Here is a 26,079-nt window from a genome sequence, read left to right as displayed (position 1 = left end):
CATTTATTTGGCCTTCAGCCACTTTAATTCGGCCTTCTGCCACTTATTGATTAAAATTCAATAAAAAAAACAGGCTACCTTTCTCCAAAAGTTTTTGGAAAATGGTAGCCTGATTTAAGAGTTTTATAAGTGTCTCAATTAGCTAGGTAATTCAGGAAGCCTTTTTAGATTATTTTTTTAATTTCGCAAAAGCCTGTTCAGTTGCTGCAATGGTCTTTTCGATATCTTCATCACTATGTGCAGTAGATAGGAATAAACCTTCGAACTGGGACGGCGGCAAGTAGATACCTTGGTTCGCCATTTCCCTATAGTAGGAAGCAAAGAACTCTAAATCAGATGTTTTTGCTGTATCATAATTAATTACTTCTTCATTCGTAAAGAAGAGTCCGATCATAGAACCAGCACGGTTAAATGTATGAGGAACACCATATTTTTTAGCAGCTTCTCCAATGCCTTTTTCGAGCATGTCACCTTTACGGGTAAACTCTTCATAAGACTCTGGAGTCAACTGGCTCAGCGTTTCAAGTCCGGCTGTCATAGCAAGAGGGTTTCCAGATAATGTTCCTGCTTGATAGATTGTTCCACTCGGTGCAATTTGTTCCATGATTTTACGTTTACCTCCGAAAGCTCCGACCGGTAAACCTCCGCCAATAACTTTACCAAGACAAGTCAGGTCTGGTTCAATGCCAAAATAGCCTTGTGCACAATTATAACCGACTCGGAAACCTGTCATGACTTCATCAAAAATCAATAGCGCCCCGAATTGGGTGGTCAAGTCGCGCAAACCTTCCAAGAAACCAGGTTGTGGTGGCACGACACCCATGTTCCCCGCAACAGGCTCAACGATGATACAGGCGATGTCTTCGCCAAATTGCTCGAAAGCATACTTTGTTGCAGCAAGATCATTATAAGGCACAGTAATCGTATTTTTTGCAATGCCTTCTGGTACACCCGGGCTATCTGGTAGACCTAACGTTGCAACGCCAGATCCGGCCTTAATTAACAAGGAATCACCATGTCCATGATAAGAACCTTCAAACTTCAGGATTTTATCACGGCCAGTATATCCTCGCGCTAATCTTAAAGCACTCATAGTCGCTTCTGTTCCTGAAGAGACCATGCGAATCATCTCAATTGAAGGAACCCGTTCAATGACAAGCTTAGCCAATTCATTTTCAATCACGGTAGAGGTTCCGAAGCTTGTACCTGATTCCGCTACCTTTTTCAGTGATTCAACGACACGATCATTCGTGTGACCCAGGATAAGCGGCCCCCAAGAAAGAACGTAGTCTATATATTCATTGCCATCGATATCATACATTTTCGAGCCTTTACCACGCTCCATGAAAATGGGGTCCATGTCCACAGATTTAAAGGCACGGACCGGGCTGTTCACGCCGCCCGGCATCAAATTTATTGCTTCAGCAAACGCTTTTTTCGATTTTTCATATGACCGCATGATTCAGTCCCCTTTTCTCTAAACAGGTTATATTTTTTTATCTTTTATTATCTTCGTCGATCCAACGTGCAACCTCTTTTGAAAAATACGTAATGATTAGGTCCGATCCTGCACGTTTAAAGCCTGTCAGCATTTCCATTACAATTGCTTTTTCATCAATCCAGCCATTATTAGCCGCAGCTTTAACCATGGAATATTCTCCGCTCACATTATATGAAACAACAGGAAGATTAAAGTTATTTTTTACATCTCTGATGATGTCCATATAAGAAAGGGCTGGTTTCACGATTAAGAAATCCGCACCTTCAGCAACATCTGATTCCGCTTCACGGAACGCTTCAAGACGATTCGCAGGATCCATTTGGTACGTCTTCCTGTCGCCAAACTGTGGCGCGCCATTCGCAGCTTCACGGAATGGGCCGTAAAAGGCTGAAGCGTATTTTACAGCATAGGACATGATTGGAACATCTTCATAGCCCGCTTCATCCAAACCAGCACGAATGGCCGCAACAAATCCGTCCATCATGTTAGAAGGTGCAATGATATCAGCGCCCGCTTCGGCCTGGCTAATCGCCGTTTTTGCAAGAAGGTTAAGGGAAGCGTCGTTTAAAATCTTGTCTCCCTCAACGACTCCACAATGGCCATGACTTGTATACTCACATAGACATGTATCAGCAATGACAATGATTTCTGGGTATTGTTTTTTGATAAGACGGGTCGCCTCTTGTACAAGCCCATTATGATGAAAAGCACCTGTGCCGTGTTCGTCTTTATCATGATCAAAAGGGACACCGAATAAAATGACTGATTTAATGCCTAGACTCACGACTTCATCCATTTCTGCTCCCAGATTATCCAAAGAAAGCTGATAAATACCAGGCATCGAACTAATTTCATTTTTTACGTTTTCTCCGTCAATGACGAAAATCGGATAGATTAAATCCTCTTTATGCAATTGTGTTTCACGGACTAAAGCTCGCATGCCAGCACTTGCACGCAGGCGGCGGTGGCGATTGAATGGAATGTCTTTCATTTTAAAGTTCCTCCCTTATTATTCTTTTTTACAATGAATCGTATTAATTCCTCTATCATTGCTTCTGTTGTATAAACATCTGGACACACATCGACAGTTAAACCATGTTTAGAAGCCGTTTTAGCGGCAATTGGTCCGATGCATGCAATGATAATGGGTTCTATGTATGTATCCAATTTATTGCGTTCTATAATCTGTAAGAAGTGATCTACCGTTGAAGAGCTTGTAAAGGTTATGATATCAATTTTTTGATTTACTATCAGTTGAACAAGTTTTCTTTCACTCTCATCAGGAAGTACGGTATGATAAACAATCACTTCATCACAAGATGCACCTGTTTTATTAATCTCATCCGCAATGACCGCCCTAGCGAGATTTCCTTTTGCCAGCAAAACACGGGATCCAGGTTGAAGTAGTGAAATGAACTCTGAAACAAAACCTTCAGCAACAAACTGAGATGGAATAAAATCCGCTACATATCCATGGCGCTTCAGTGCTTCTTCTGTTTTTGAGCCGATAACAGCTATTTTTGGAAGCCTAACAGGCTTTTTTCCGAGAAGCGCAAAGAGGAATTCAACTCCATTTTGACTGGTTAAAATAATCCAGTCGTAGCTATCTAACTCTTCTAACCGCTGCTGCACTTCTTCCCGACGATCAGGAAGAGTGAACTCAAGCAAAGGAACGAGAAGCGGAGTTCCACCATTTTTTTCAACCGAAGCTTTTAATCCATCAGCCTGTCTTTTCCCTCTGGTGATTAACACCTGATAATCTTTGAGAGGTTGAAAGGGCTTCATTACTGATCAAGCTCCTCTTTTACACGATCGATTAACTCTTTACCGCCAAATTCACTAATAAGTTTAGCTGCATTATGTCCAACTGCTTCTGGGTCAGGCCCTTCAACCATTTCTTTATAAATCAATTTTCCATCCGGAGAAGCTACCAAAGCAGTTAATGAAATATCTCCATTGTCTTTTGCTACCGCGAAGCCGGCAATTGGCACCTGACAGCCGCCTTCCATTTTATCTAAAAATGCCCGTTCCGCTTCAACTGTTCTTTTCGTTTTTTCACAGGTTAATTTCGCAAGCTCAGCCAGTAAATCTTTATCGTCAGCACGGCATTCAATAGAAAGTGCTCCTTGACCAACGGCTGGTATACAAATATCTTCATCTAAAAATTCTGATACGATGTCATGCTTCCATCCCATTCTTGAAAGTCCGGCTGCAGCTAAAATAATAGCATCGTAATCTTCAGTTTTCAGCTTATTAAGGCGGGTATCGATATTACCGCGAATCCACTTAATTTCAAGGTCTGGTCTTCTTGCTAGGATTTGAGCACCACGGCGTAAACTGCTTGTCCCTATAATAGAACCTGGCTTCAGTTCAGAAAGAGTTTCATGGTTTTTTGAAATCAAGGCATCTCTGTGGTCTTCTCTTGGTGGAATGCAGCCAATCGTCAAGCCTTCTGGAAGTACCGCCGGCATATCTTTCATACTATGTACAGCCATATCGATTTCCTTATCAAGCATAGCTTGTTCGATTTCTTTTACAAATAAGCCTTTGCCTCCTACTTTAGAAAGCGTTACATCAAGGATTTGATCCCCTTTAGTGACAATTTCCTTCACCTCGAACTCGTAAGGAACACCAAGTTCTTTGAGTTGATTAATAACCCAGTTCGTTTGGGTAATCGCTAATTTACTACGTCTAGACCCGACAATAATTTTTCTCATAGTTTCCTCCTATGTATTCCAAAAGTGAAACGTTGAAAGGCTTCCAAAAAGGAAAAAGTTAATTAACACAATCATGAAAGATCCAATATTCAGAAAGGCTAGTGTCCTTCCATACATTTGTTTCCGAATTTTTAAGTATAAAAACACGCTGTAACCGATGAGCATAATAAATGAGCCGATAATTTTCATATCCAGCCATGATACTCCTGGTACTTTTATATAGGCCCATTGAATACCCAAGATTAGGGAGACCACTAATAACGGGACTCCGATTACTGCGAGAACATATGACATATGCTCAAGCTTTGTTAAATCACCGAGACGAAGCAGCCGTTTCCCCCATTTTTTCCGTTTCAATAAATCATATTGAATTAAGTAGAGTAGGGAGAATACAAAAGAAAGTGTAAAAGCCCCATACGATAGAAAGGCAAACGTAATATGTATGAGCAAAAGCTCTGAAACGAGCTGCTGTGCCAGCACTTCTGATTCTATCTGAACAGGTGCAAAGGTATGAATTGCCATAACCATAAATCCTAATACATTGGTAAAAAAGACTGTAAAATCGACTCTAAGCAGTCGGTTAATAATTAATGATAAAGAGATGAGGACCCATGCATAAAAATATAAGCCTTCAAAAATCGTCAATACCGGAAACCTTCCCGTTTTCATTACATAAAGAAACAAAAAAATTGTTTGCAGCACCCAAACAATAGAAAGCAACCAGAAGGCAACTTTATTCGCCTTCTGGTTATTATTAAGGAAGTCAATAAAATATAAAAGCATACTGATGGCATACAACAATACAGTGGCTTCATGTAATCTTGTCATTAGTAATTCCATATCTACCTCATTACTGGACAGGAACTGGATTTAATAGGGATGTCTTGGCGCTGTTCCGTTCATTTTCGTCATCCACTACCAACTGTTCTTCAATCAATTCCTCTAAATGAAAGATTTTCACGAAATTATTTAATTGCTCTTTTGCATTAGGTTCATCTGCTAGTTCTTTAGCATATAAAATAGGATCCTTCAGCATTTGGTTGATGATACTCTTCGTATGCTTGTTCAGTACTTTTTTGTCGCGTTCGCTTAAGTGTGGAAGCTTTCTTTCGATGCTATCCATCGTTTCCTTTTGAATCGACAGTGATTTTTCCCGTAAAGAGGAAATAACAGGAACTACGCCAAGCAAATTAATCCACTGATTAAAATCAACGATCTCTGATTCAATCATTAATTCGATTTTCTCGGCTGCTTTTTTACGCTCCTCGATATTCGCTTGTACTATTCCCTCAAGATCATCAATGTCATACAAGAAGACATTCTCAAGCTCAGCTAATTTTGGATCAAGGTCACGCGGTACTGCGATGTCGACCATAAAAATAGGACGACCTTTACGAAGCTTGTTCACGAAAGTCATCATTTCTTTTGTTACGAGAAGATTTTTTGAACCAGTGGAAGTAATTAAAATATCAGCTTCCACTAAGGCACATTGCAACTCTTGAAGCTGTTTTGCTTTACCATTAAATCTTTCAGCTAAGTCGACCGCTTTCTGGTACGTACGGTTGATAACCGTAATACTATCTGCACCGTTACTATGCAGATTTTGAATAGCCAGTTCACCCATTTTTCCTGCACCAAGAATCAAGACATTCTTGCCGTCTAGTCCACCGAAGATTTTTTTTGCAAGCTCGACTGCCGCATAGCTAACAGAAACTGCATTCGTATTAATTTCCGTTTCTGAATGAGCTTTTTTTGCTACTGTAAGGGATTGCTTGAAGAGATGGTTAAAAACCGTACCAAGCGTTTCTTCTTTCTGTCCTAACATATAGCTTGAACGAACTTGTCCCAAAATCTGTGTTTCTCCAAGAATCATGGAATTCAAGCCGCAAGTAACTGAAAATAAATGCTCGACAGCCCCATCGCCTTCATAGATAAACAGATATTTAGAGAATTCTTCCTTATCGATGTTAAACCATTCTGAAAGAAATTCCTTGATATAATATCGGCTTGTATGAAGTTGGTCACCGACCGCAAATATTTCCGTTCTATTACACGTTGAAATAATAACATTTTCTAAGATGCTTTTTTTATTTTTAAGAGCTTTCATTGCCTCGGCAAGTTCGGCTTCGTTAAACGACAGTTTTTCCCGAATTTCAACAGGGGCAGTTTTGTAATTAATACCAACCGCTAGAATATGCATCCTTTTATTTTGCACCCCCAAAATTTTTCATGTAAATTTATTATACCATGTACTAAAATTGATTCACGCAAATAATATGAACAGTTTATGAAAACGTATGATACCATTAAAAAAGACTGCCAAAACACCTGAATAGCTACAAAAGGTATTAGAGCGGTGATTTATAATTTAAATACATATTTCGACATTGACATTGTGTACAAAAGTACCATATCAAAAATGCCCAAAAACTTCAAGTAATCGAATTGGATAGGAGGATAAAATGAAAACGCAACGTATTTTCCCTGGAATCGTTTTAATCGGTTTCGGACTCTACTTTTTTCTTGAACATTCGCAAATAGAAATCTTTCCAGGCTTTTTTAGCTGGCCCACCTTATTATGTATCGTTGGTGCCGCCTTCTTAATACAGGCTTATAGCGGTAATGAATTTGATTCCATTCTTCCCGGCGTCATCTTGCTCGGGTTCGGCGCTCATTTCCATATCGTCGAGAACCTAGATATTTGGCCGGATAATATAGGTATCTTTATTTTAATCATATCTCTAGGATTTATTCTCCGAGCCCGTAAAACAAATTCTGGAATGCTACATGGGATGATATTGTTTATTATCTCAATCCTTATTTTATTTTATGATAAAATCACTACTTCTTTCGGCATCCTCGAAACAAGTTCGGCAAACATTGAAAAGTTTTGGCCGTTTGTGTTGATGGCAATTGGAGTTTACATATTAATCCGAAAAAAATAAAAAAACCAGAGAAGTTCATGCTTTAAAAATTTAATGCAGAAAAGGGTATTTCCATTTGCGGAATACCCTTTTCTTTTCTGTTACATATATTTCTTAAGAACGCCCCAGGCCTGTTCTTTTCCTTCGCCTGTTTCTCCTGAGAAAAGAAGCAATTCATCTTCTCTTTCCATATTAAGCGTTTGGCGTGTGACTTTTAAGTGCTTCTGCCATTTGCCTTTTGGAATTTTATCCGCTTTTGTGGCGATAACAATCCGTGGCAGATCATAATGCTTTAGGAATTCGTACATTGCGATATCATCCTTAGTCGGCGGATGACGCAAATCGACGATTAAGAGCGCAGCACGAAGCTGGTCACGAGAGGTGAAATACGTTTCAATCATTCTCCCCCATGCATCACGCTCAGTTTTAGAAACCTTTGCATAGCCATAACCTGGCACATCCACAAAATGAAGTGCTTCATTTATGATGTAAAAATTCAACGTCTGCGTCTTACCTGGTTTAGAGGAAGTACGCGCCAAATTTTTTCGATTAATCATTTTGTTAATAAAACTCGATTTTCCTACATTGGAACGACCCGCTAAGGCAAACTCCGGGATTGGAGTATTTGGATATTGTTCAGGCTTTACAGCACTTATGACAATATCTGAACTTGTTACTTTCATTCGTTCACACCTACCAATGCATGCTCAAGGACTTCATCAACGTGTGAAACTGGAACAAATGTTAATTCTTTACGGACACTTTCCGGGATATCATCAATATCCTTTTCGTTATTTTGCGGGATGATGATTTTCGTAAGTCCTGCCCGGTGAGCCGCTAAAGATTTTTCTTTAAGGCCGCCGATTGGAAGAACTCGTCCGCGTAATGTAATTTCGCCTGTCATGCCTACCTCTTTTCTGATCGGCCTATTAGTAAGGGCCGATATTAACGCTGTTGCAATCGTGATGCCTGCAGAAGGACCATCCTTAGGGACAGCACCCTCAGGAACATGAATATGAATATCATATTTTTCATGGAAGTTCGTATCAATATGAAGTTTCTCGGTTTTCGAACGGACGTAACTAAAAGCAGCCTGAGCCGATTCTTTCATTACATCGCCAAGTTTTCCTGTCAAAATAAGCTTGCCTTTACCTGGTGATAAAGAAACCTCGATTTGTAGCGTATCGCCACCGACCGACGTGTAAGCTAATCCATTAGCGACACCGACTTGGTTTTCGACTTCCGCTTGTCCATAATGGAACATCGTTTTCCCTAAAAACTCCTCGACATTCTTTTCAGAAATGACGACCCGTTTTTTATCTCCGGATACGATGATCTTCGCAGTCTTCCGACAGATGCTTGCAAGCTGTCGTTCAAGACTCCGGACACCAGCTTCCCGGGTATAATTACGGATGATTTTAGTAAGGGCTTCCTCACGAATTTGCAGTTGTGTCTTCAATAAACCATGGTTTTCTAACTGTCTAGGCAGTAAATGATCCTTGGCAATATGAAGTTTCTCTATCTCAGTATAACCCGCAATCGAAATGATTTCCATACGATCACGAAGCGGCCCAGGAATCGTTCCCAAATTGTTTGCAGTTGCAACGAACATAACTTTGGAAAGGTTATAGGTTTCCTCTATATAATGGTCACTGAAATTGTGATTTTGCTCCGGATCGAGCACTTCTAGCATCGCTGCAGACGGATCTCCCCTAAAGTCATTTGACATCTTATCCACTTCATCCAGTAAAAAGACAGGATTAATCGTTCCAGCTTTTTTCATACCTTGGATAATCCGGCCTGGCATTGCCCCTACATAGGTACGGCGGTGTCCACGGATTTCTGATTCATCACGCACTCCACCTAAGGAAACCCGAACGAAATTCCGGTTCAGGGATGCAGCGATTGATTTAGCCAAGCTTGTTTTTCCGACCCCAGGAGGGCCCACTAAGCAAAGGATTGGTCCCTTCAAAGAATTGGTCAATTGCTGAACAGCTAAATACTCAAGCACCCGCTCTTTTACCTTTTCCAACCCATAATGGTCACGGTTTAGAATTTTTTCAGCTTTATGAATATTCAAGTCGTCTTTCGAAGCATTGGACCAAGGAAGCGAGATTAACCAATCAATATAGTTGCGAATGACGGAACTTTCAGCTGAGCTAGACGGAACCTTTTCATAACGGTCCAATTCCTTTAATGCTGTTTCTTTAATATGCTCCGGCATATCCGCTGCTTCTATCTTTTCAGTAAGAACGGTAATTTCACCTGTTTTACCTTCTTTATCTCCCAATTCCTTTTGAATCGCTTTCATCTGTTCACGCAAATAATATTCTTTTTGCGTCCGCTCCATAGAACGTTTAACACGCTGACCGATCTTTTTCTCAAGAAAAAGAACTTCTTTCTCGTTATTAATGATCTCGATAACACGGCTTAAACGTTTTTTCATATCAATAGTCTCAAGTACTTCTTGCTTTTCCTTCAATTTCAAAGGCAAATGCGAAGCAATTATATCCGCTAGTCTTCCCGGCTCTTCAATATCGGAAGTAGCGGAAAAAGTTTCACCGGTTATTTTCTTGGACATCTTTATGTATTGTTCAAAATAATCCAGCAAAGTACGCATTAATGCTTGATGTTCCGCATCTTTTTCATCGCTGTCTTCATATATTTTTATCTTGGCACCATAATGTGTCTCATAATCGTAAAATTCGATGACCTCTGCTCGGTTTAATCCTTCCACCAACACTCGGATTGTACCGTTTGGAAGCTTCAACATCTGTTTTACCTTTGTTAAAGTCCCCATTTTAAATAAATCTTCTTCACCTGGTTCATCCAACGAAACATCTTGCTGTGTCGTCAAAAATATAAGATGGTCTTCCACCATTGCCTTCTCAAGGGCTTGTACCGATTTATCTCGGCCTACATCTAAATGAAGTACCATCGTTGGATATACAAGCAGTCCTCTAAGCGGCAGGAGGGGGACGATGATTTCTTTATCAGTCATTTCCTGACACCTCCATCTAATTAGTATCGTCGTTGTAAACTATTTACCCTATTCTCAACCTTTTAACAATTCTATCCTATTTATATAGAAGTGTCTATTTGTTTACCTTAACACGTTTCTACTGCTTTTATTATCTCCAATATTAGATAAAAAAGCACGTATGAACATGTGATTATTTTTCTGTTAGGTTTATTTCAAGAAATTGTTATGGTCCTTAAAATGCCCCGGATATATTCAAACCGGGGCATTTCTTTTATACACTTTCTTTTTTTGAAATTTCCAAGGATGTGAGAATTTGTTCAGACATCAACTCTTTTTTCAGTGCCCGGTCCAATACTTCTTTCACATTAGAAACGGGAATGATCTCAATATCCTTGATTTCTTGGAGCAGCGGCTGCATGTTTTCTGCTGGAATGATTACTGTCCTTGCTCCAGCCAGTTTTGCAGCCTTGATTTTCGGAATGACTCCGCCTATCGGTTTAACGCCGCCATGAATGCTGATTTCTCCAGTCATTGCTAGTGTGTGATCAACAGGAATTTTATAGATTGCCGAGTATATACCTGTAGCCATTGCAATTCCCGCTGAAGGGCCATCTACAGGACTTCCACCAGGAAAGTTTACATGGATATCAAATTGGTCGGCCGGTACTCCCATCGAACGTAAAACCGTGATTACATTTTCAATCGAGCCTTTTGCCATACTCTTGCGGCGGATTGATTTTCCATTCCCACCGCCGATGCTTTCTTCTTCAACAATACCGGTTATATTTATCGAACCGGTTTCATTAGAGGCCGCCATAACTGTTACCTCGATTTCTAGCAATGCTCCGCTGTTGGGTCCATAGACGGCAAGACCGTTAACGAGGCCTATTTTTGAATTAGATTCAATTTTCCGATCCATTCGCGGTGTCAGTTGGCTGCTATGAGCCATCCAATCAATATCTTCTTCTCTAATATATGTTCGGTTTTCATTAATCGAAATACCCGCGAGAGTCTGAATCATATTTACAGCTTCTCTACCATTTCGGGCATAATCCGAAATAGACTGTAATCCTTTTTCACTAATCGTAATTCCTACTTTATCGGAGGCATTTTTAGCCACTGTAATTATTTCTTCCCGGTCCAGTTCACGGAAAAACACTTCAATACATCTCGAGCGAATGGCAGGTGCAATTTCATTTGGCGTCCTGGTAGTGGCTCCAATCAACCGAAAGTCAGCCGGAAGTCCATTTTTAAAAATATCATGAATGTGAGTAGGAATACTTTGATTTTCTTCTTGATAATAGGCACTTTCAAGAAACACCTTACGATCTTCCAACACCTTTAGCAGCTTATTCATCTGTATTGGATGGAGCTCCCCTATTTCATCAATAAACAATACGCCTCCATGAGCATTGCTAACAGCACCCTGCTTTGGCTGTGGAATACCGGCCTGGCCCATTGCCCCTGCTCCCTGATAAATCGGATCATGCACTGACCCAATTAATGGGTCGGCAATTCCCCGTTCATCGAATCTAGCTGTAGTCGCATCCAATTCAACAAACACAGCCGAATTTTTAAAAGGAGATTTCCCATTTTTTTTCGCTTCTTCTAAAACAAGCCTGGCAGCTGCTGTTTTCCCAACCCCTGGAGGACCGTAAATAATCACATGCTGGGGATTCGGCCCACACAAGGCCGCCTTTAAGGATTTAATGCCATCTTCCTGACCGACGATTTCGTCAAACGTACATGGTCTAACCTTTTCGGCCAGTGGCTCTGTTAACGAAATCGACCTCATCTTACGTAATTGATCCATTTCCTTTCGTGAATCACGGTCAATAGAAACCTTTTGTGTCCGCTGACCTTTCAATAAATTCAAAAAATACAACCCAATTACAATCCCAAAAAACAGCTGGATAAACAATGCTATTCCTGTCCAATTCATCGTATTCCCTCCTGCACTCGCCTAGTTTGTCATTTCTGTTAGTATCTCCTAGGGCAGGTCGAAATAATCCAGAAATTCAGGTTGTAAATTTTGGAGTTTTTATCGTAAACATTAGCAAATTTTCATCAAGACATCATAAAAAAAGCAAAAAAAAGACTGACAGCTATGAACTGACAGTCTTTACATTTTTAAGTTAAGCAGATGTTTTCTTTCCTTGTCCTTTGATGGTTGTACCGTCTTTAAGGACGAGCTTTGGAGATTCATTTTTCGAAATCGTGCTACCTGTGATCACGCATTTTGCAACATCGTCACGGGAAGGAAGATCAAACATCACTTCAAGAATGATGCCTTCAATAATAGAACGGAGACCACGTGCACCTGTTTTACGTTCTATTGCCTTTTTAGCAATTTCACTTAGTGCTTCCGGTTCGAATTCCAATTCAACATCGTCTAGCTCAAGTAATTTTTGGTATTGTTTTACAAGAGCATTTTTCGGTTTTGTCAGGATTTCAATCAAAGCAGCTTCGTCTAATTGCTCAAGAGTAGCAATTACTGGAAGACGGCCGATGAATTCCGGAATCAATCCGAAACGAAGTAAGTCTTCAGGAAGAACTTTAGAAAGCAATTCTTTTTCTGCAACATCATCCTTTTTCACATCAGAGCCAAAACCAATGACTTTTTGACCAAGACGGCGTTTGATGATTGGTTCGATGCCATCAAAGGCACCACCGCAGATGAATAAAATATTGGTAGTGTCGATTTGAATGAACTCTTGATGAGGATGTTTACGTCCCCCTTGTGGCGGTACACTAGCAACCGTTCCTTCAAGAATTTTTAGCAAGGCTTGTTGCACACCTTCACCAGACACATCTCGTGTAATAGAAGGGTTTTCGGATTTACGGGCAACTTTATCAATTTCATCGATATAAATGATGCCTTTTTCCGCTTTTTCTACATCATAATCAGCCGCTTGGATCAATTTAAGAAGGATGTTTTCCACATCTTCCCCTACATATCCAGCTTCCGTTAATGAAGTTGCATCAGCAATAGCAAAAGGAACATTCAGAAGACGTGCTAATGTTTGCGCAAGAAGGGTTTTCCCGCTTCCCGTCGGTCCGATTAAAGCGATGTTACTTTTAGAAAGCTCTACATCGTCGACTTTGCTATTGGAATTGATACGTTTATAATGATTGTAAACAGCAACAGCTAAAGATTTCTTCGCCTGTTCTTGTCCAATCACATATTCGTCAAGAATTTCACGAATTTCCATTGGCTTTGGTACATCCCTGAATTCTACTTCTTCATCAGTACCCAGCTCTTCTTCAACGATTTCCGTACAAAGTTCGATACACTCGTCACAAATATATACACCTGGACCTGCAACCAGTTTACGGACTTGTTCTTGTGTTTTACCGCAAAAAGAACATTTTAACTGTCCTTTTTCATCATTAAATTTAAACATGAACGTTCACCCCTTTAAATACTCTGCCAACTCTATTACAGTAGCGGTATCTAATTCCTAATGAAAAAAAGACACACACCTACTAAAGCATTCCAAAACTCCTAGTATGTTTTGCATTTTATCATGTTTCTTGGAAGTTTAGTAACAAAAATGCTCACGCTTGCGAGTTGTTCAATAAGTACAATATTCAACCAATATGTATTTGCTCTTTACCAGTATGCCCAAAACTTTTGATTTTTAAAATACGGATTTGTTGTATAAATATGTATATGCGGTATTAGAACTAATCTACACTGAAATCAAAAAAAAATCAATCAGGAAATAACTGATAATTTTAAATTTCCACAAATTCTCAATATGTATAAAACAAGGCACGATTACTCGCGCCTTGTTTCTTTGAAGAAAATATTAAAATCTACTTACTTATAAAAAATTATTTTGCTTCAACTGTTTTGCTGTTTTCAACCAAGAAGTCAATTGCTTTCTTAATTTTAAGATCGCCTTTAATTCCTTCTAAGTTTCCAAGAGCTTGTTTGATTGCTTCTACTTCCATTTTGTACATTTCAGCCATTTGACCAAGTTCAGCTTCTACATCTTCGTCAGTTGCTTCAAGTTTTTCAACTTCAGCAATTGCTTCAAGAGTTAGGCTTGTACGAACTTGTCCTTCAGCTTCTTCTTTCATTTGTGCTTTTAAAGCTTCTTCGTCTTGACCTGAGAATTGGTAGTAAAGATCCAAGTTTAAACCTTGTGATTGAATGCGTTGAGAAAACTCATTCATCATGCGGTCAACTTCGTTAGAAATCATTGCTTCTGGAACGTCCATTTCTGCACCTTCAACAGCTTTACCAATTACAGTGTTTTGTACGAAGTTTTCTTCTTCGTGTTTTTTGTCATGCTCTAATTTATGTTTTGTTTTTTCTTTAAGTTCTGCTAATGTTTCAACTTCGTCGTCAACATCTTTCGCGAACTCATCATCCAACTCAGGAAGTTGTTTTGTTTTGATTTCGTGAATTTTCACTTTGAATACAGCTGGTTTACCTGCAAGTTCAGCAGCATGGTATTCTTCTGGGAATGTTACTTCGATATCTTTTTCAGCGCCAGTTTCAAGACCAACTAGTTGTTCTTCAAAACCAGGAATGAAAGAGTTAGAACCGATTTCTAATGAATGGTTTTCAGAAGCTCCACCTTCAAATGCTTCACCATCAACGAATCCTTCGAAGTCAAGAACAACTGTATCGCCTTCAGCAGCTTGTCCTTCTTCTTTAACAACAAGCTCAGCTTGACGCTCTTGCAAAGTTTTTAATTCATTTTCAACATCTTCGTCAGTTACTTCAGTATTGAATTTTTCAACTTCAACACCTTTGTAATCTCCTAATTTAACTTCAGGCTTAACTGTTACAGTTGCAGTGAAGATTAAGTTTTCGCCTTTTTCCATTTTCTCGATGTCGATTTCTGGACGATCTACAGGCTGAATTCCAGCTTCTTCGACAGCATTTGCATAAGCATCTGGAAGAATAATATCAAGCGCATCTTGGTAAAGAGATTCTACGCCGAATTTTTTTTCGAACATTTGACGTGGCATTTTACCTTTACGGAAGCCAGGTACGTTTACTTGTTTTACTACTTTTTTGAAAGCTGCGTCTAAACCTTCGTTTACTTTTGCAGCGTCAACTTCAATTGTTAATACGCCTTGATTACCTTCTTGTTTTTCCCATTTAACAGACATGTGTTTCCCTCCAAAAAATCTATATACTTCAATAATAAGCATTGGATGAATATGCTTTGCAAGTGTTAACAAGTCATCCTTCAAATATACCCAAAAAAAATATTGGGAAATCGTCAAAATTAGACGATTATACATTACAACCACTACATTATACCACAGGATTAATCTGTTACAACAGCTATAGGTTAAATAATGGGATAAGAAATTTCCTCTATTTCTTTTATATAGGACAGAATATCCTCAACGGCTTCCTCATCAGCCAAGTAAATGTCCGCTATCTTCCCGCTGATATTTTCTCCTGCCATGTATTCTTCTGCTAATGCATGATAGGCAGCCGCCCATGCTGGCAGGCTTTCTGGTTCCGGTTCAAACGGATATATTAGAAAGGAATGCCTCTCGATTAAACTATGCACCATCTCATATAAGCTTGGGTTTTTCTGACTTATTTCCGCTTCTGTAAGACTGGTAACCTTCTTATAAAATTCCGTCTCCTTCAAGCCTGCTAATTCTTGTGGAATAACAGTCTTTGCTTTAGAGAATTTCTTAAGTGTCACTTCTTCGTTATATTCCTGGTCGGTAAGGATGTTAAGGAGCATCGTTTTAAAAAACGGATGGCCATGTTCTTGTTGTAGAAATTGTTCGATTTGAGGGATAAATGGTCGAATATTTATATTCGTCAGTTTTGAAATAACTAAGAACATTTCATTATCCGTTTTCCCTTCAAACAGCTCATCCTCTTTTAATTCCTCTGCAAGCTGCTGTTTTTTCCTGTCCGCTTCCTCTTTTTTATCCTCAAGAGCCCTTTTACTGAACTGAAGCATCTTTTCAAAATGTTCTTCTTTATCAAATGGTATTTGATTTTCTTCAAAGAGCATTTCAATAGTCGTAACCATTTCCTGATGCTCGCTTAATTGTAAAAGCACCATTAAATAGATATTGATGAGTTGAAAATAATCACCGATGCCTTTGTTCAGCATCTCTTGGCACAACTCTTTTGACTCCTCATAATACTCAAGTTCAACAAGGGAGACCACGAGTCCCATACAGACTTCATCATTTTCGGGCTCGAACTCCCGTGCTTGGCTAAAGAGCCTTGCAGCATCTCTAAAGTTTCTGTTCCCGAGCTCATCTAACCCTTTTACAATCAACCTTTCACCGAGATTTGGAAAGGAGATAATCTTGGTATCTTCAGCTTTCTTTTGGTTGTTCTTATTATCCATCCCTATTTTCCGCCTCACCGTCGCTTTTTGAAAAACAGTTTAGCATGTTATAGCATGAAATACAAAAATTTATATGGGTGAATGATCCAATTTCCACCTTTTGTTCTTTACAAAAAAAAATCCCGGATCCTTTCAAATAAGAAAGAAAGAACGGGAGATTTGTTCTTCAATTAAATACTAGAAACAACCTTTTTTTGTTGTTCATAAGCAGAAATCTCTTCATCATATTGAAGTGTAATAGAAATTTCATCCCAGCCTTTGACTAGCATTTCCTTCCAATATGGATGAATCTCAAAGCTTGCCTCAAACCCTTGACCATCTATCAATGTTTGATTAGGCAGATCAATCGTCAACTCATAGTCAGGCGCTGACACTCTCTCCATTAAATACTTAACTTCATCCTGCGTTAAAGCAATAGGAACCATCCCATTTTTCATGCAGTTACTTTTAAAAATATCAGCAAAAGACGGTGCGATGACAATATCAAATCCGTAATCTTTCAACGACCATGGAGCATGCTCACGTGAAGAACCACAACCGAAATTTTCACCTGCAATTAAAATGGATGTGTTTTGATTATGAGGCTGATTTAATTCAAAATCGGGACGTTCCTTTCCATCCTCATCAAAACGCCAGTTGTAGAATAAAAATTCACCAAATCCGCTTCGCTCGATACGTTTTAAAAATTGCTTTGGAATGATTTGATCTGTATCCACATTTTTACGGTCTAGTGCCGCGGCTCTTCCTTTATATATAGTAATGGGTTCCATTCTCTGCACCTCCAGCTAATTCGTATTCTTAATGAACTTGTTCAGCTTTTTCCAAGTTTCTAATATCGACAAATTTCCCATAAATGGCCGCTGCTGCAGCCATTGCCGGGCTAACTAAGTGAGTCCTTGCACCAGCTCCTTGGCGTCCTTCAAAGTTCCGATTACTAGTGGATGCACAGTGCTCACCAGATGGAACGGCATCCGGGTTCATACTTAAGCACATGCTGCATCCTGATTCACGCCACTCAAAGCCTGCGGATTTGAAAATTTCATCCAAACCTTCATCTTCCGCTTGTCGTTTAACGCTTTGTGAACCTGGAACGACCATCGCTCGAACACCTTTTTGAACAGTCTGACCATCTATCATTTCTGCGGCTTGTCGTAGATCCTCAATCCGGGAATTTGTACAAGATCCAATGAATACATGCTGAACAGGAATATTCGTTATTGGCATACCTTCTTCAAGACCCATATACTCAAGAGCACGATTCAGTTCTTTTGAATCGATGATATCTTCAGCAAAGGTTGGTACATTGCCATCAACTCCACTCGCCATTCCTGGGTTTGTTCCCCAACTGACCATCGGCGAAATTAGGCTGCCGTCAAGAATAATTTCCTGGTCATAGACCGCATCTTCATCACTGGCAAGCGACTTCCAATCTTGAACATATTGTTCGAATTCCACTCCATTTGGCACATATTTACGACCTTTTAAATAAGAGAAAGTTGTTTCATCAGGAGCCACAAGCCCCGCTCTTGCTCCGCCTTCAATCGACATATTACATACCGTCATTCTTTCTTCCATTGACATATCTCGGAATACTTCGCCACAATATTCGATGATATGCCCAGTACCAAAATCCACACCAAATTTAGAAATCACATATAAAATGACATCTTTCGCCATCACGCCTTGACCAAGCTTTCCTTTAACCTCAAGCTTTAATGTTTTTGGTTTTGTTTGCCATAGAGTTTGTGTAGCCAAAACATGTTCGACCTCACTTGTTCCTATCCCAAACGCAATCGATCCAAATGCGCCATGTGTAGAGGTATGACTGTCACCGCAAACAATCGTCATCCCCGGCTGTGTAAGACCTAATTCAGGACCAATTACGTGAACGATTCCTTGATCCGGACTGTCTAAATCAGCAAGGCGGATGCCAAACTCCTTACAGTTTTGGTCAAGTGCTTCTAACTGTTTTCTTGCAATATCATCCTCGATGAAATAGCGATTAACAGTCGGCACATTATGATCCATTGTCGCGAATGTACGATCCGGTCTTCTGACTTTACGTCCTTTTAATCTCAATCCTTCAAATGCTTGAGGAGAGGTTACTTCATGAATATATTGAAGGTCTATATACAATAAATCCGGTTTATTTTCCTCATCATTTACAATATGCCGATCCCATATTTTTTCTATTATCGACTTACCCATCTGTATCCACCTCGATTAATTTTATATTTTTTTAAAAAACACGGCCTAATGTTAGGCCGTGAAAGAAGTTTATGCATAAGCTCCCATGATGTTGGAAATAGCTTCCTGGTCTAAAAGATTCGCTTTTATTTCAGCAATCATTTCTGAAGTAGAAGTAATGCTAGATTGCCCATTTGCAATATCACCTGTTCTTAACCCATAATCGAGTACCGTTTCCACAGCTTGCTCAACAGCATTTGCCTCATTTTCCAACCCGAAGGATAAGCGCAGCATCGATGCCGCCGATAAAATAGTTCCGATAGGATTTGCTAAATTTTTGCCTGCAATATCAGGTGCAGAGCCATGAATTGGTTCATATAAATTCGGCCCTTGTGTAGATATAGAGGCGGAAGGAAGCATTCCAAGCGAACCAGTTAATACGGACGCTTCATCGCTTAAAATATCGCCAAACATATTCTCTGTTACGACAATATCAAATTGTTTTGGATTTTTAATAAGTTGCATGGCTGCATTATCCACAAGCATATGTTCAAGCTCTACATCCGGATAATCCTTTGCTATTTCTTCAGCCGTTTCACGCCACATCCTGCTGGATTCAAGCACATTGGCTTTATCAACAGATGTTACTTTTTTCTTTCGATCAGATGCTAATTTAAACGCAAGTTCAATGATGCGCTGCATTTCGATTTTTTGATAGAAAAGAGTATCAACAACCGCTTCTTTCCCTTCTCTCTCTACCCGTTCACTCGGCTTTCCGAAATAAAGGCCGCCCGTTAGTTCGCGGACAATAACAAAATCCACATCTTCAATGAATTCCTTTTTTAGAGGTGAAGATTCCGATAAGCTGGAATAATAGCTGATTGGTCGAATGTTAGCATAGAGATTCAAATCTTTTCGGATTTTTAACAAACCTCGTTCCGGTCTTAGGTGTGCAGGGTGATTATCCCACTTCGGTCCCCCAACGGCACCTAATAATACCGCATCGCTGTTTCTACAAATCTCTACTGTTTCATCCGGCAGGGGCGATCCAGTGTTGTCGATTGCCCCGCCACCAATTTCACCATATTGAAATTCAAAATCGTGACCATATCTTTGGGCAACGGCTTCGAGAATTTCTACAGCGCCTCTTGTTACTTCTTTCCCGATGCCATCTCCTTGAAGCACCGCAATATTCCTTTTCATCGAAATCTCCCCTTTCTATTGTAATACAGCTTTTTCTTCTAATTCCTTCATGATAATCACACGGTTCACCGCGTTCAGATATGCTTTAGCAGATGCTTCCAAAACGTCTTGGTCGAGACCGCGTCCGCTCGTTTCCACACCGTTATAATCGATCTTCACAAAAACTTGTGCAAGGGCATCCATTCCGCCACCTACAGATTGAATCCGATAGTCTTTTAAATTAATCTCGCTGCCCAAACATCTTTCAAGTGTGTTATATAGCGCTTCAACACTTCCCGCACCAGTTGCCGCTTCCTGAATTTCTTCGTTATCACCTTTTTTCAGCGTAACAGTCGCTGTCGCAATTTGATGTGTACCGTGGGAAATCTGGAAAGAAACCAGGTTATAAAAACTGATATCTGTCGCTTTTTCTTCAAGTACTAGTGCCACGATATCTTCATCCGTCATTGTCTTTTTGTTATCAGCCAATTCCTTGAACTGAACGAATAAAGAGTTCATTTCTTCATCCGTTACCGAAAAATTCAACTCTTGCAATCTTTCTTTGAAAGCATGCCGTCCGGAATGTTTTCCTAAAACGAGTGAATTAGATGAAACGCCGACAAGTTCCGGTGATATGATTTCATACGTTGTTTTTTCTTTTAACATACCATCTTGGTGAATACCTGATTCATGCGCGTAAGCATTGGCGCCAATTATTGCTTTATTAGCTGGAACCTGCATCCCCGTTAGGCGGCTGACCAAATCACTGGATCTTTTAATTTCATTTAAGACAAGGCCCGTTTCTGCCTGATAGAAATCTTTACGAATGTAGAGAGCCATTGCTACTTCTTCGAGTGCCACGTTACCAGCACGCTCTCCAATGCCGTTGATTGTACCTTCAACTTGCGTTGCTCCGCCTTCGATGGCAGCCAAGGAGTTAGCTGTTGCCATTCCAAGATCGTCATGGCAGTGTGCAGATAAACTCACCTTATCAATAGAAGGAACGTTTTCACGCAGGTAACGGAAAATGTTGCCGTATTCGATTGGAGCTGCATAGCCTACTGTATCCGGAATATTAATAACCTTTGCTCCCGCTTGAATGACCGCTTCGACGATTTCAGCCAAATAGTCAAGTTCTGTACGGCTCGCATCTTCTGCAGACCATTGAACGATTGGAAAACGTTCTGCCCCGTACTTGACCATCGCAATCGATTTTTCAATCACTTGTTCTTTTGACATTTTCAGCTTATATTCACGGTGAATAGGAGATGTTGCGATGAACGTATGCAATCTTGGTTCTGCCCCGACTCTTAATGCTTCCCAAGCTGCATCAATATCTCCTTTTACAGCGCGCGCCAGCCCTGTAACAGAGCTGTTTCTGATTTTGCGCGCGATTTCCTGAACCGAATTGAAATCTCCTTTGGATGCTGCCGGAAAACCGGCTTCGATAATATCTACACCCAACCTTTCTAGCTGATAAGCAATTTCAAGCTTTTCTGTAAAGTTTAAATTTACGCCAGCGGATTGTTCCCCATCTCGAAGTGTCGTTTCAAATATATTAATTTTTCGCAACAGCTACCACTTCTTTCTCTTTTTGTTGAGGTTTTACGAATGGCATCATTTTTCTTAATTCACGACCAACTACTTCGATTTGATGTTGGTTTTCACGATTATTGATAGCATTGAAGACTGGACGATTTGCTTGGTTTTCCAAGATCCATCCTTTAGCGAACTCACCGTCTTGGATGTCTTTCAAAATAGCTTTCATTGCTTCTTTAGTAGTTTCTGTTACAACGCGTGGTCCAGAAACGAAATCTCCCCATTGTGCTGTATCAGAAATGGAATAGCGCATGTTTTCCATTCCGCCTTCATACATAAGGTCGATGATTAATTTAAGTTCATGTAAACACTCAAAGTATGCAACTTCCGGTTGGTACCCAGCTTCTGTCAAAGTTTCGAAACCGGCTTTTACAAGGGCAGTTAAGCCGCCGCAAAGTACTGCTTGCTCTCCGAATAGATCTGTTTCTGTTTCTTCTTGGAATGTTGTTTCCAAGCCACCAGCTCTTAATGAGCCGATTCCTCTAGCGTAAGCAAGTGCTAATTCTCTCGCTTCCCCTGTAACATCTTGATAGATGGCAAACAACGCTGGTACACCTGCGCCTTGTTCATATGTGCGGCGAACAAGATGTCCAGGACCTTTTGGAGCTACCAATAACACATCTACGTCTGCTGGCGGAACGATTTGATTGAAATGAACGTTGAATCCGTGTGCGAACATTAACGCTTGGCCTGCACGTAATACTGGTTTAATTTCTTCTTGGTATACTTTTGGTTGAGTTTCATCCGGTAATAGGTTCATGATTACATCTGCTTGTTCAGCTGCTTCTTTAACTGTGTAAACATTGAATCCGTCTTCTACAGCTTTATCGAAGGATTTACCTTTTCTGATTCCGATGATTACTTCAACACCGCTGTCACGTAAGTTTTGTGCGTGAGCGTGTCCTTGTGAACCGTATCCGATAACTGCTACCTTTTTATTGTTGAAGAAATTCTCTTTTGCTTCTGCGTTATAATATACTTTTGCCATAATAATTACATCTCCCTTTTCTTATCCATTAGTTTTTTGTATTAGTCTTTAGTCTTTAAACGATTGTTGCACTTTTGGGATGTGCTAATTGCATTCCACGTGGGAATGCTGCTGTCCCTGTCCTTGCTAATTCCTTGATGCCATACGGTTTGATTAGTTCAATAAAAGCTTCAATTTTGTCTGACTCCCCAGTGATTTGAACCGTCAGACTATCTTTACTCACATCTATTACAGATGCTCGGAAAGGTTCAATGACTGTATAAATTTCAGCACGAGTCTGGGTACTCACTAATATTTTAATGAGTGCCAGTTCCCTGGCCACAATCGATTGATTCGTAATATCATTTACTTTTAAAACATCAATCTGCTTGTTTAATTGCTTTGTGATTTGTTCAATGACGTTTTCGTCATCAACATCGACCACGAAGGTCATCCTTGAAATACCTTCCTGTTCGGATGGTCCGACAGTCATGCTTTCAATGTTATAGTTTCTTTTTGTGAACAGGTTCGTAATCCTATTAAGGACGCCTGGCCTGTTGTTCACGGTGAGGCTAAGAATTCCCTTCATTGATTAAACTCCTTCCATTTCATCAAGCCCTTTTCCTTGCGCTACCATCGGAAAGACATTTTCATTTTGTTTAACACGGAAATCAATTAATACCGGTCCATCAATTGCTAGCGCTTCATCGAGGCAGTTGCTTGCTTCTTCTTCCGTAGTTACTTTGAATCCCGGAATTCCATATGCATCAGCCAATTTCACGAAATCAGGGTGCGATTGAAAAATGCTGTGTGAAAAACGGTTATCATGAAAGAGTTCCTGCCATTGTCTTACCATTCCAAGTGCTCCATTATTAACGATGATAATTTTGATTGGTAGATTCATTTCAGCAATAACCGAAAGTTCTTGAAGGCACATCTGGAAGCCGCCATCTCCGGATATTGAAAGTACTGTCGCTTTCGGATCTGCTAGTTGAGCCCCGAGTGCGGAAGGTAATCCAAAGCCCATCGTGCCAAGTCCCCCGGAAGTGACCCAAGAATTCGGTTTGTTAAACGGATAGTATTGGGCTGCCCACATTTGATGCTGCCCAACATCCGTTGTAACAATGGCTTCTCCATTCGTTTTTTCATGAAGCATTTGGATGACTCGCTGAGGTTTCAGCACACCTTCTTCTTCTGTATAACGTAAAGGGAATTCGTCATTCCATTTAGTCAGCTGTGTGGTCCATTCCGTAATATCCGGCATTTTACCACTTTGCCCAATCAACTCGGTTAGGGCTTCTTTCGCACTGCCGACTACTGGAATCTTTGTTGGTACATTTTTACCGATTTCTGCAGGGTCAATATCGATATGGGCAACCGTTGCATGCTGTGCGAATTTCGCTAAATTCCCAGTCAATCGGTCATCGAACCTGGCACCGATATTGATTAATAGATCACATTTTGATAACGCCATATTTGCTGCAAAACAGCCATGCATACCGCCCATTCCGATAAAAAGCGGGTGGTCAGCCGGAAAACCGCCAAGACCGAGTAAGGTGTGAACAACTGGAATCCCTTGCTGCTCGACGTATTCCTTTAATAGATGGGATGCCTTTGCATGCAGGACACCTGCCCCGGCAAGAATGACCGGTCTCTTCGCTCCACTAACTGCTTCAACGAGCTTTCTAATTTGCAAATAATTGGGCTTCGTCGTCGGCTGATAACCAGGGAGATCCATTACAGGCTCATCATCCGTTGATACTCCTTCTAAAATGGCCATATCTTTAGGTATATCGATCAAAACTGGACCCGGTCGGCCGCTTGAAGCGATATAAAAAGCTTCTTTTATAATACGTGGGAGGTCTTCCGGCTTTCTTACTTGATAGTTGTGTTTTGTAATCGGGGTTGTAATCCCTAGTACATCAGCTTCCTGGAAAGCATCTGTACCAATTACACTAGTAGCAACCTGACCTGAAATAACAACAAGTGGTAAAGAGTCAATCATTGCATCCGCTAAACCGGTGACAATGTTTGTTGCTCCTGGACCGGATGTGACTATGACCACCCCCGGCTTGCCGGTAATCCTGGCGTATCCTTCTGCTGCATGGATTGCGCCTTGCTCATGCCTTGTCAAAATATGAAAAAGCTCTGAACTGTATAGCTTGTCATAAATCGGCAATACAGAACCACCCGGATAACCAAAAATGACTTCAACATTTTCCTTTTTCAATGCATCCATCAGGAATTCGGCACCACTATATTGTGTCTTTCCACCTTTCCGATCAGCTACTACTGCTTTTTGTGTCATACGTAAAGACCTCCTCCACTTTCTCACTTGATATTTTTCTTAACATTCAGAATTTTCTGCTTTTTTAGCATACAAAAAAGCCTTCCCACCCCAAATGTACTTGCACTTTGCAAGTTAAAGGGGTGAAAAGGCTTGATAAGCCACTCCACGGTACCACCCTTTTTCGCACGAACTTCCATGCGCACTTTGAATAGTCTACACTATTCTCTGTTTTGGTAACGGGTACTGGTACGCACCCGTTCAGCTCTACTAGTCTGACGTTCAAGCTGAAACTCCAAGGTGAGTTCATCTTTCGGGACAATACCGGTTCTCAGCAACCCGGCTCTCTGTGAATGCCTTGTAAAAAGACTACTTATCCTCTTCAATGCTTTTCGCATAATTCATATTTTTAAAAACGCTTATGTTTGATGTCTTGTATTTGTGATTATCTTACGCGTATTTTGGGTAGTAGTCAACAGGTTTTTAAAGAATTTTTTGATAATTCTAAATTGCAAGTTTTACTGTATACGCTTACATACCTACTATTATCCCATTCTCTAAATAAATAAATTATATTTATTTATTTTAAAAAAGTTAAATATTCTATATTTTCAAATTGCAAATCAACCTGCGCCATCCATTCTCTTTTGTAAAAGTATATTACCCAAAATTAACGAACTAAAAAAAACTGATATAAAAATACTTACATTTCATACGCAAGACTATATAATATCAAATTTCACATCATAACATCTGTTTTAGTTTATTAGTATAAATACATAGAAAAAGGCTGAATACATAGGATAATGGATGAATAGTCATAGTCATCCTCCTCCTCGTATCAGCCCTTTAATTATTTGGCTAAAACATCCTCGTAATCGACATTTTTTGCAAACTGTTTTTGAACGAATGTACATACTGGAACGATTTTTAGTTTTTCTTCACGTGCAAACTCAATCACCTTTTCAACAAGAGAATTGCCTACCTTCTGCCCGCGAAGCTTGTCAGACACAACGGTATGGTCTACCGTGATTTCATTATCACCTGATTTATAGAACGTAATTTCCGCCAATTTCTCGCCAGATTCTTCGACAAAAAAAGAACCTTCACCTTTTTGGATATCCACCATGTTGATGACCTCCTTTTATATCCCTTTATCATATCTCACAAAATGAAAATTAAACAAATATTTAAAACTAAATTAAGATTGAACCGTGCAAATTACATCCTTTTTTCGATAAACACTTAACACAATGCCGAAATTGAACTACCCACCACTAATCGACCGTCTGATTGAAGTGGGGGATTCCTAAGAACATTAGCCTATCGGCCAATTTTTAATTAGGCTACTCCCGTAGTTCCTACGGTTAGAAGCCTTATGG

The 26,079-nt window shown here is 40.1% G+C and carries 21 protein-coding genes and 1 other annotated feature; of the genes, 1 reads left to right on the top strand and 20 read right to left on the bottom strand.

The window, feature by feature from the left end:
- Positions 1-169 precede the first annotated feature (169 nt).
- From hemL to hemA, 6 genes are read right to left on the bottom strand one after another with little or no spacing between them, the layout of a single operon-like run.
- The gene (gene hemL / locus ACQKMR_RS16570) at positions 170-1,459 is read right to left on the bottom strand and encodes a glutamate-1-semialdehyde 2,1-aminomutase (RefSeq protein ID WP_427698278.1); all 1,290 of its coding nucleotides are present in this window, start codon (positions 1,457-1,459) and stop codon (positions 170-172) included.
- A 37-nt stretch (positions 1,460-1,496) separates the two neighbouring features.
- Complete coding sequence (gene hemB / locus ACQKMR_RS16565; protein WP_427698277.1) at positions 1,497-2,492, bottom strand: porphobilinogen synthase; 996 nt, start codon at positions 2,490-2,492, stop codon at positions 1,497-1,499.
- Positions 2,489-3,286 (bottom strand): uroporphyrinogen-III synthase, encoded by a 798-nt coding sequence (locus ACQKMR_RS16560; protein WP_427698276.1) that lies wholly within the window; start codon positions 3,284-3,286, stop codon positions 2,489-2,491. The genes hemB and ACQKMR_RS16560 overlap by 4 nt, the downstream gene beginning before the upstream one ends.
- Complete coding sequence (gene hemC, locus ACQKMR_RS16555; protein WP_427698275.1) at positions 3,286-4,218, bottom strand: hydroxymethylbilane synthase; 933 nt, start codon at positions 4,216-4,218, stop codon at positions 3,286-3,288. The genes ACQKMR_RS16560 and hemC overlap by 1 nt, the downstream gene beginning before the upstream one ends.
- A 9-nt stretch (positions 4,219-4,227) precedes the next feature.
- Positions 4,228-5,058, bottom strand: a complete 831-nt coding sequence (locus ACQKMR_RS16550) for a cytochrome C assembly family protein (protein ID WP_427698274.1) — start codon at positions 5,056-5,058, stop codon at positions 4,228-4,230.
- A 10-nt stretch (positions 5,059-5,068) separates the two neighbouring features.
- Positions 5,069-6,418 (bottom strand): glutamyl-tRNA reductase, encoded by a 1,350-nt coding sequence (hemA, locus tag ACQKMR_RS16545; protein WP_427698273.1) that lies wholly within the window; start codon positions 6,416-6,418, stop codon positions 5,069-5,071.
- Between the two features lie 262 nt (positions 6,419-6,680).
- Between hemA and ACQKMR_RS16540 the strand changes: the two genes are divergently transcribed.
- On the top strand, positions 6,681-7,163 hold the full coding sequence (locus ACQKMR_RS16540) for a LiaF transmembrane domain-containing protein (RefSeq protein ID WP_427698272.1): 483 nt from the start codon (positions 6,681-6,683) through the stop codon (positions 7,161-7,163).
- Between the two features lie 80 nt (positions 7,164-7,243).
- Here the strand turns inward: ACQKMR_RS16540 and yihA are convergent, their stop codons facing one another.
- The 14 genes from yihA to ACQKMR_RS16470 all read right to left on the bottom strand — a co-directional run bounded on the left by yihA (position 7,244) and on the right by ACQKMR_RS16470 (position 25,826).
- Positions 7,244-7,825, bottom strand: a complete 582-nt coding sequence (gene yihA / locus ACQKMR_RS16535; RefSeq protein ID WP_053347179.1) for a ribosome biogenesis GTP-binding protein YihA/YsxC — start codon at positions 7,823-7,825, stop codon at positions 7,244-7,246.
- On the bottom strand, positions 7,822-10,143 hold the full coding sequence (lon, locus tag ACQKMR_RS16530) for an endopeptidase La (protein ID WP_427698271.1): 2,322 nt from the start codon (positions 10,141-10,143) through the stop codon (positions 7,822-7,824). The genes yihA and lon overlap by 4 nt, the downstream gene beginning before the upstream one ends.
- 253 nt (positions 10,144-10,396) lie before the next feature.
- Positions 10,397-12,067: an ATP-dependent protease LonB gene (gene lonB, locus ACQKMR_RS16525; protein ID WP_427698270.1), complete on the bottom strand. Its 1,671-nt coding sequence runs from the start codon at positions 12,065-12,067 to the stop codon at positions 10,397-10,399.
- 193 nt (positions 12,068-12,260) lie between these two features.
- A complete protein-coding gene (clpX, locus tag ACQKMR_RS16520; protein ID WP_427698269.1) occupies positions 12,261-13,529 on the bottom strand; it encodes an ATP-dependent protease ATP-binding subunit ClpX in 1,269 nt (422 codons plus the stop codon).
- A gap of 433 nt (positions 13,530-13,962) precedes the next feature.
- Positions 13,963-15,255, bottom strand: coding sequence for a trigger factor (gene tig / locus ACQKMR_RS16515; RefSeq protein ID WP_427698268.1), 1,293 nt, complete (start codon positions 15,253-15,255; stop codon positions 13,963-13,965).
- 185 nt (positions 15,256-15,440) lie between these two features.
- Positions 15,441-16,475 carry a tetratricopeptide repeat protein gene (locus ACQKMR_RS16510; protein ID WP_427698267.1) on the bottom strand — a complete coding sequence of 345 codons (1,035 nt, stop codon included), beginning with the start codon at positions 16,473-16,475 and terminating at the stop codon, positions 15,441-15,443.
- Between the two features lie 170 nt (positions 16,476-16,645).
- Positions 16,646-17,245 (bottom strand): 3-isopropylmalate dehydratase small subunit, encoded by a 600-nt coding sequence (gene leuD, locus ACQKMR_RS16505; RefSeq protein ID WP_201186063.1) that lies wholly within the window; start codon positions 17,243-17,245, stop codon positions 16,646-16,648.
- 28 nt (positions 17,246-17,273) lie between these two features.
- Positions 17,274-18,683: a 3-isopropylmalate dehydratase large subunit gene (leuC, locus tag ACQKMR_RS16500; protein ID WP_427698266.1), complete on the bottom strand. Its 1,410-nt coding sequence runs from the start codon at positions 18,681-18,683 to the stop codon at positions 17,274-17,276.
- 69 nt (positions 18,684-18,752) lie between these two features.
- Entirely contained in the window at positions 18,753-19,865 is a 1,113-nt protein-coding gene (gene leuB / locus ACQKMR_RS16495) for a 3-isopropylmalate dehydrogenase (RefSeq protein ID WP_427698265.1), read from the bottom strand.
- Between the two features lie 15 nt (positions 19,866-19,880).
- Positions 19,881-21,416: a 2-isopropylmalate synthase gene (locus tag ACQKMR_RS16490; protein ID WP_427698264.1), complete on the bottom strand. Its 1,536-nt coding sequence runs from the start codon at positions 21,414-21,416 to the stop codon at positions 19,881-19,883.
- Complete coding sequence (ilvC, locus tag ACQKMR_RS16485; protein WP_427698263.1) at positions 21,403-22,431, bottom strand: ketol-acid reductoisomerase; 1,029 nt, start codon at positions 22,429-22,431, stop codon at positions 21,403-21,405. Before ilvC ends, ACQKMR_RS16490 begins: the two co-directional genes overlap by 14 nt.
- Positions 22,432-22,486: 55 nt before the next feature.
- Positions 22,487-22,999 (bottom strand): acetolactate synthase small subunit, encoded by a 513-nt coding sequence (ilvN, locus tag ACQKMR_RS16480; RefSeq protein ID WP_427698262.1) that lies wholly within the window; start codon positions 22,997-22,999, stop codon positions 22,487-22,489.
- A gap of 3 nt (positions 23,000-23,002) precedes the next feature.
- Positions 23,003-24,718 (bottom strand): acetolactate synthase large subunit, encoded by a 1,716-nt coding sequence (ilvB, locus tag ACQKMR_RS16475; RefSeq protein ID WP_427698261.1) that lies wholly within the window; start codon positions 24,716-24,718, stop codon positions 23,003-23,005.
- A 115-nt stretch (positions 24,719-24,833) separates the two neighbouring features.
- Positions 24,834-25,092: a binding site (T-box leader), on the bottom strand.
- Positions 25,093-25,550: 458 nt separating this feature from the next.
- Positions 25,551-25,826, bottom strand: coding sequence for a GNAT family N-acetyltransferase (locus ACQKMR_RS16470; RefSeq protein WP_427698260.1), 276 nt, complete (start codon positions 25,824-25,826; stop codon positions 25,551-25,553).
- Between the last annotated feature and the right edge of the window lie 253 nt (positions 25,827-26,079).

Origin of the sequence: Peribacillus sp. NPDC096540, from assembly GCF_050278525.1 — a bacterium.
Classification (GTDB): Bacteria; Bacillota; Bacilli; order Bacillales; family DSM-1321; genus Peribacillus.
The sequence above is the reverse complement of the archived record's forward strand: the minus strand, read 5'-3'. Positions and strand labels throughout refer to the sequence as shown.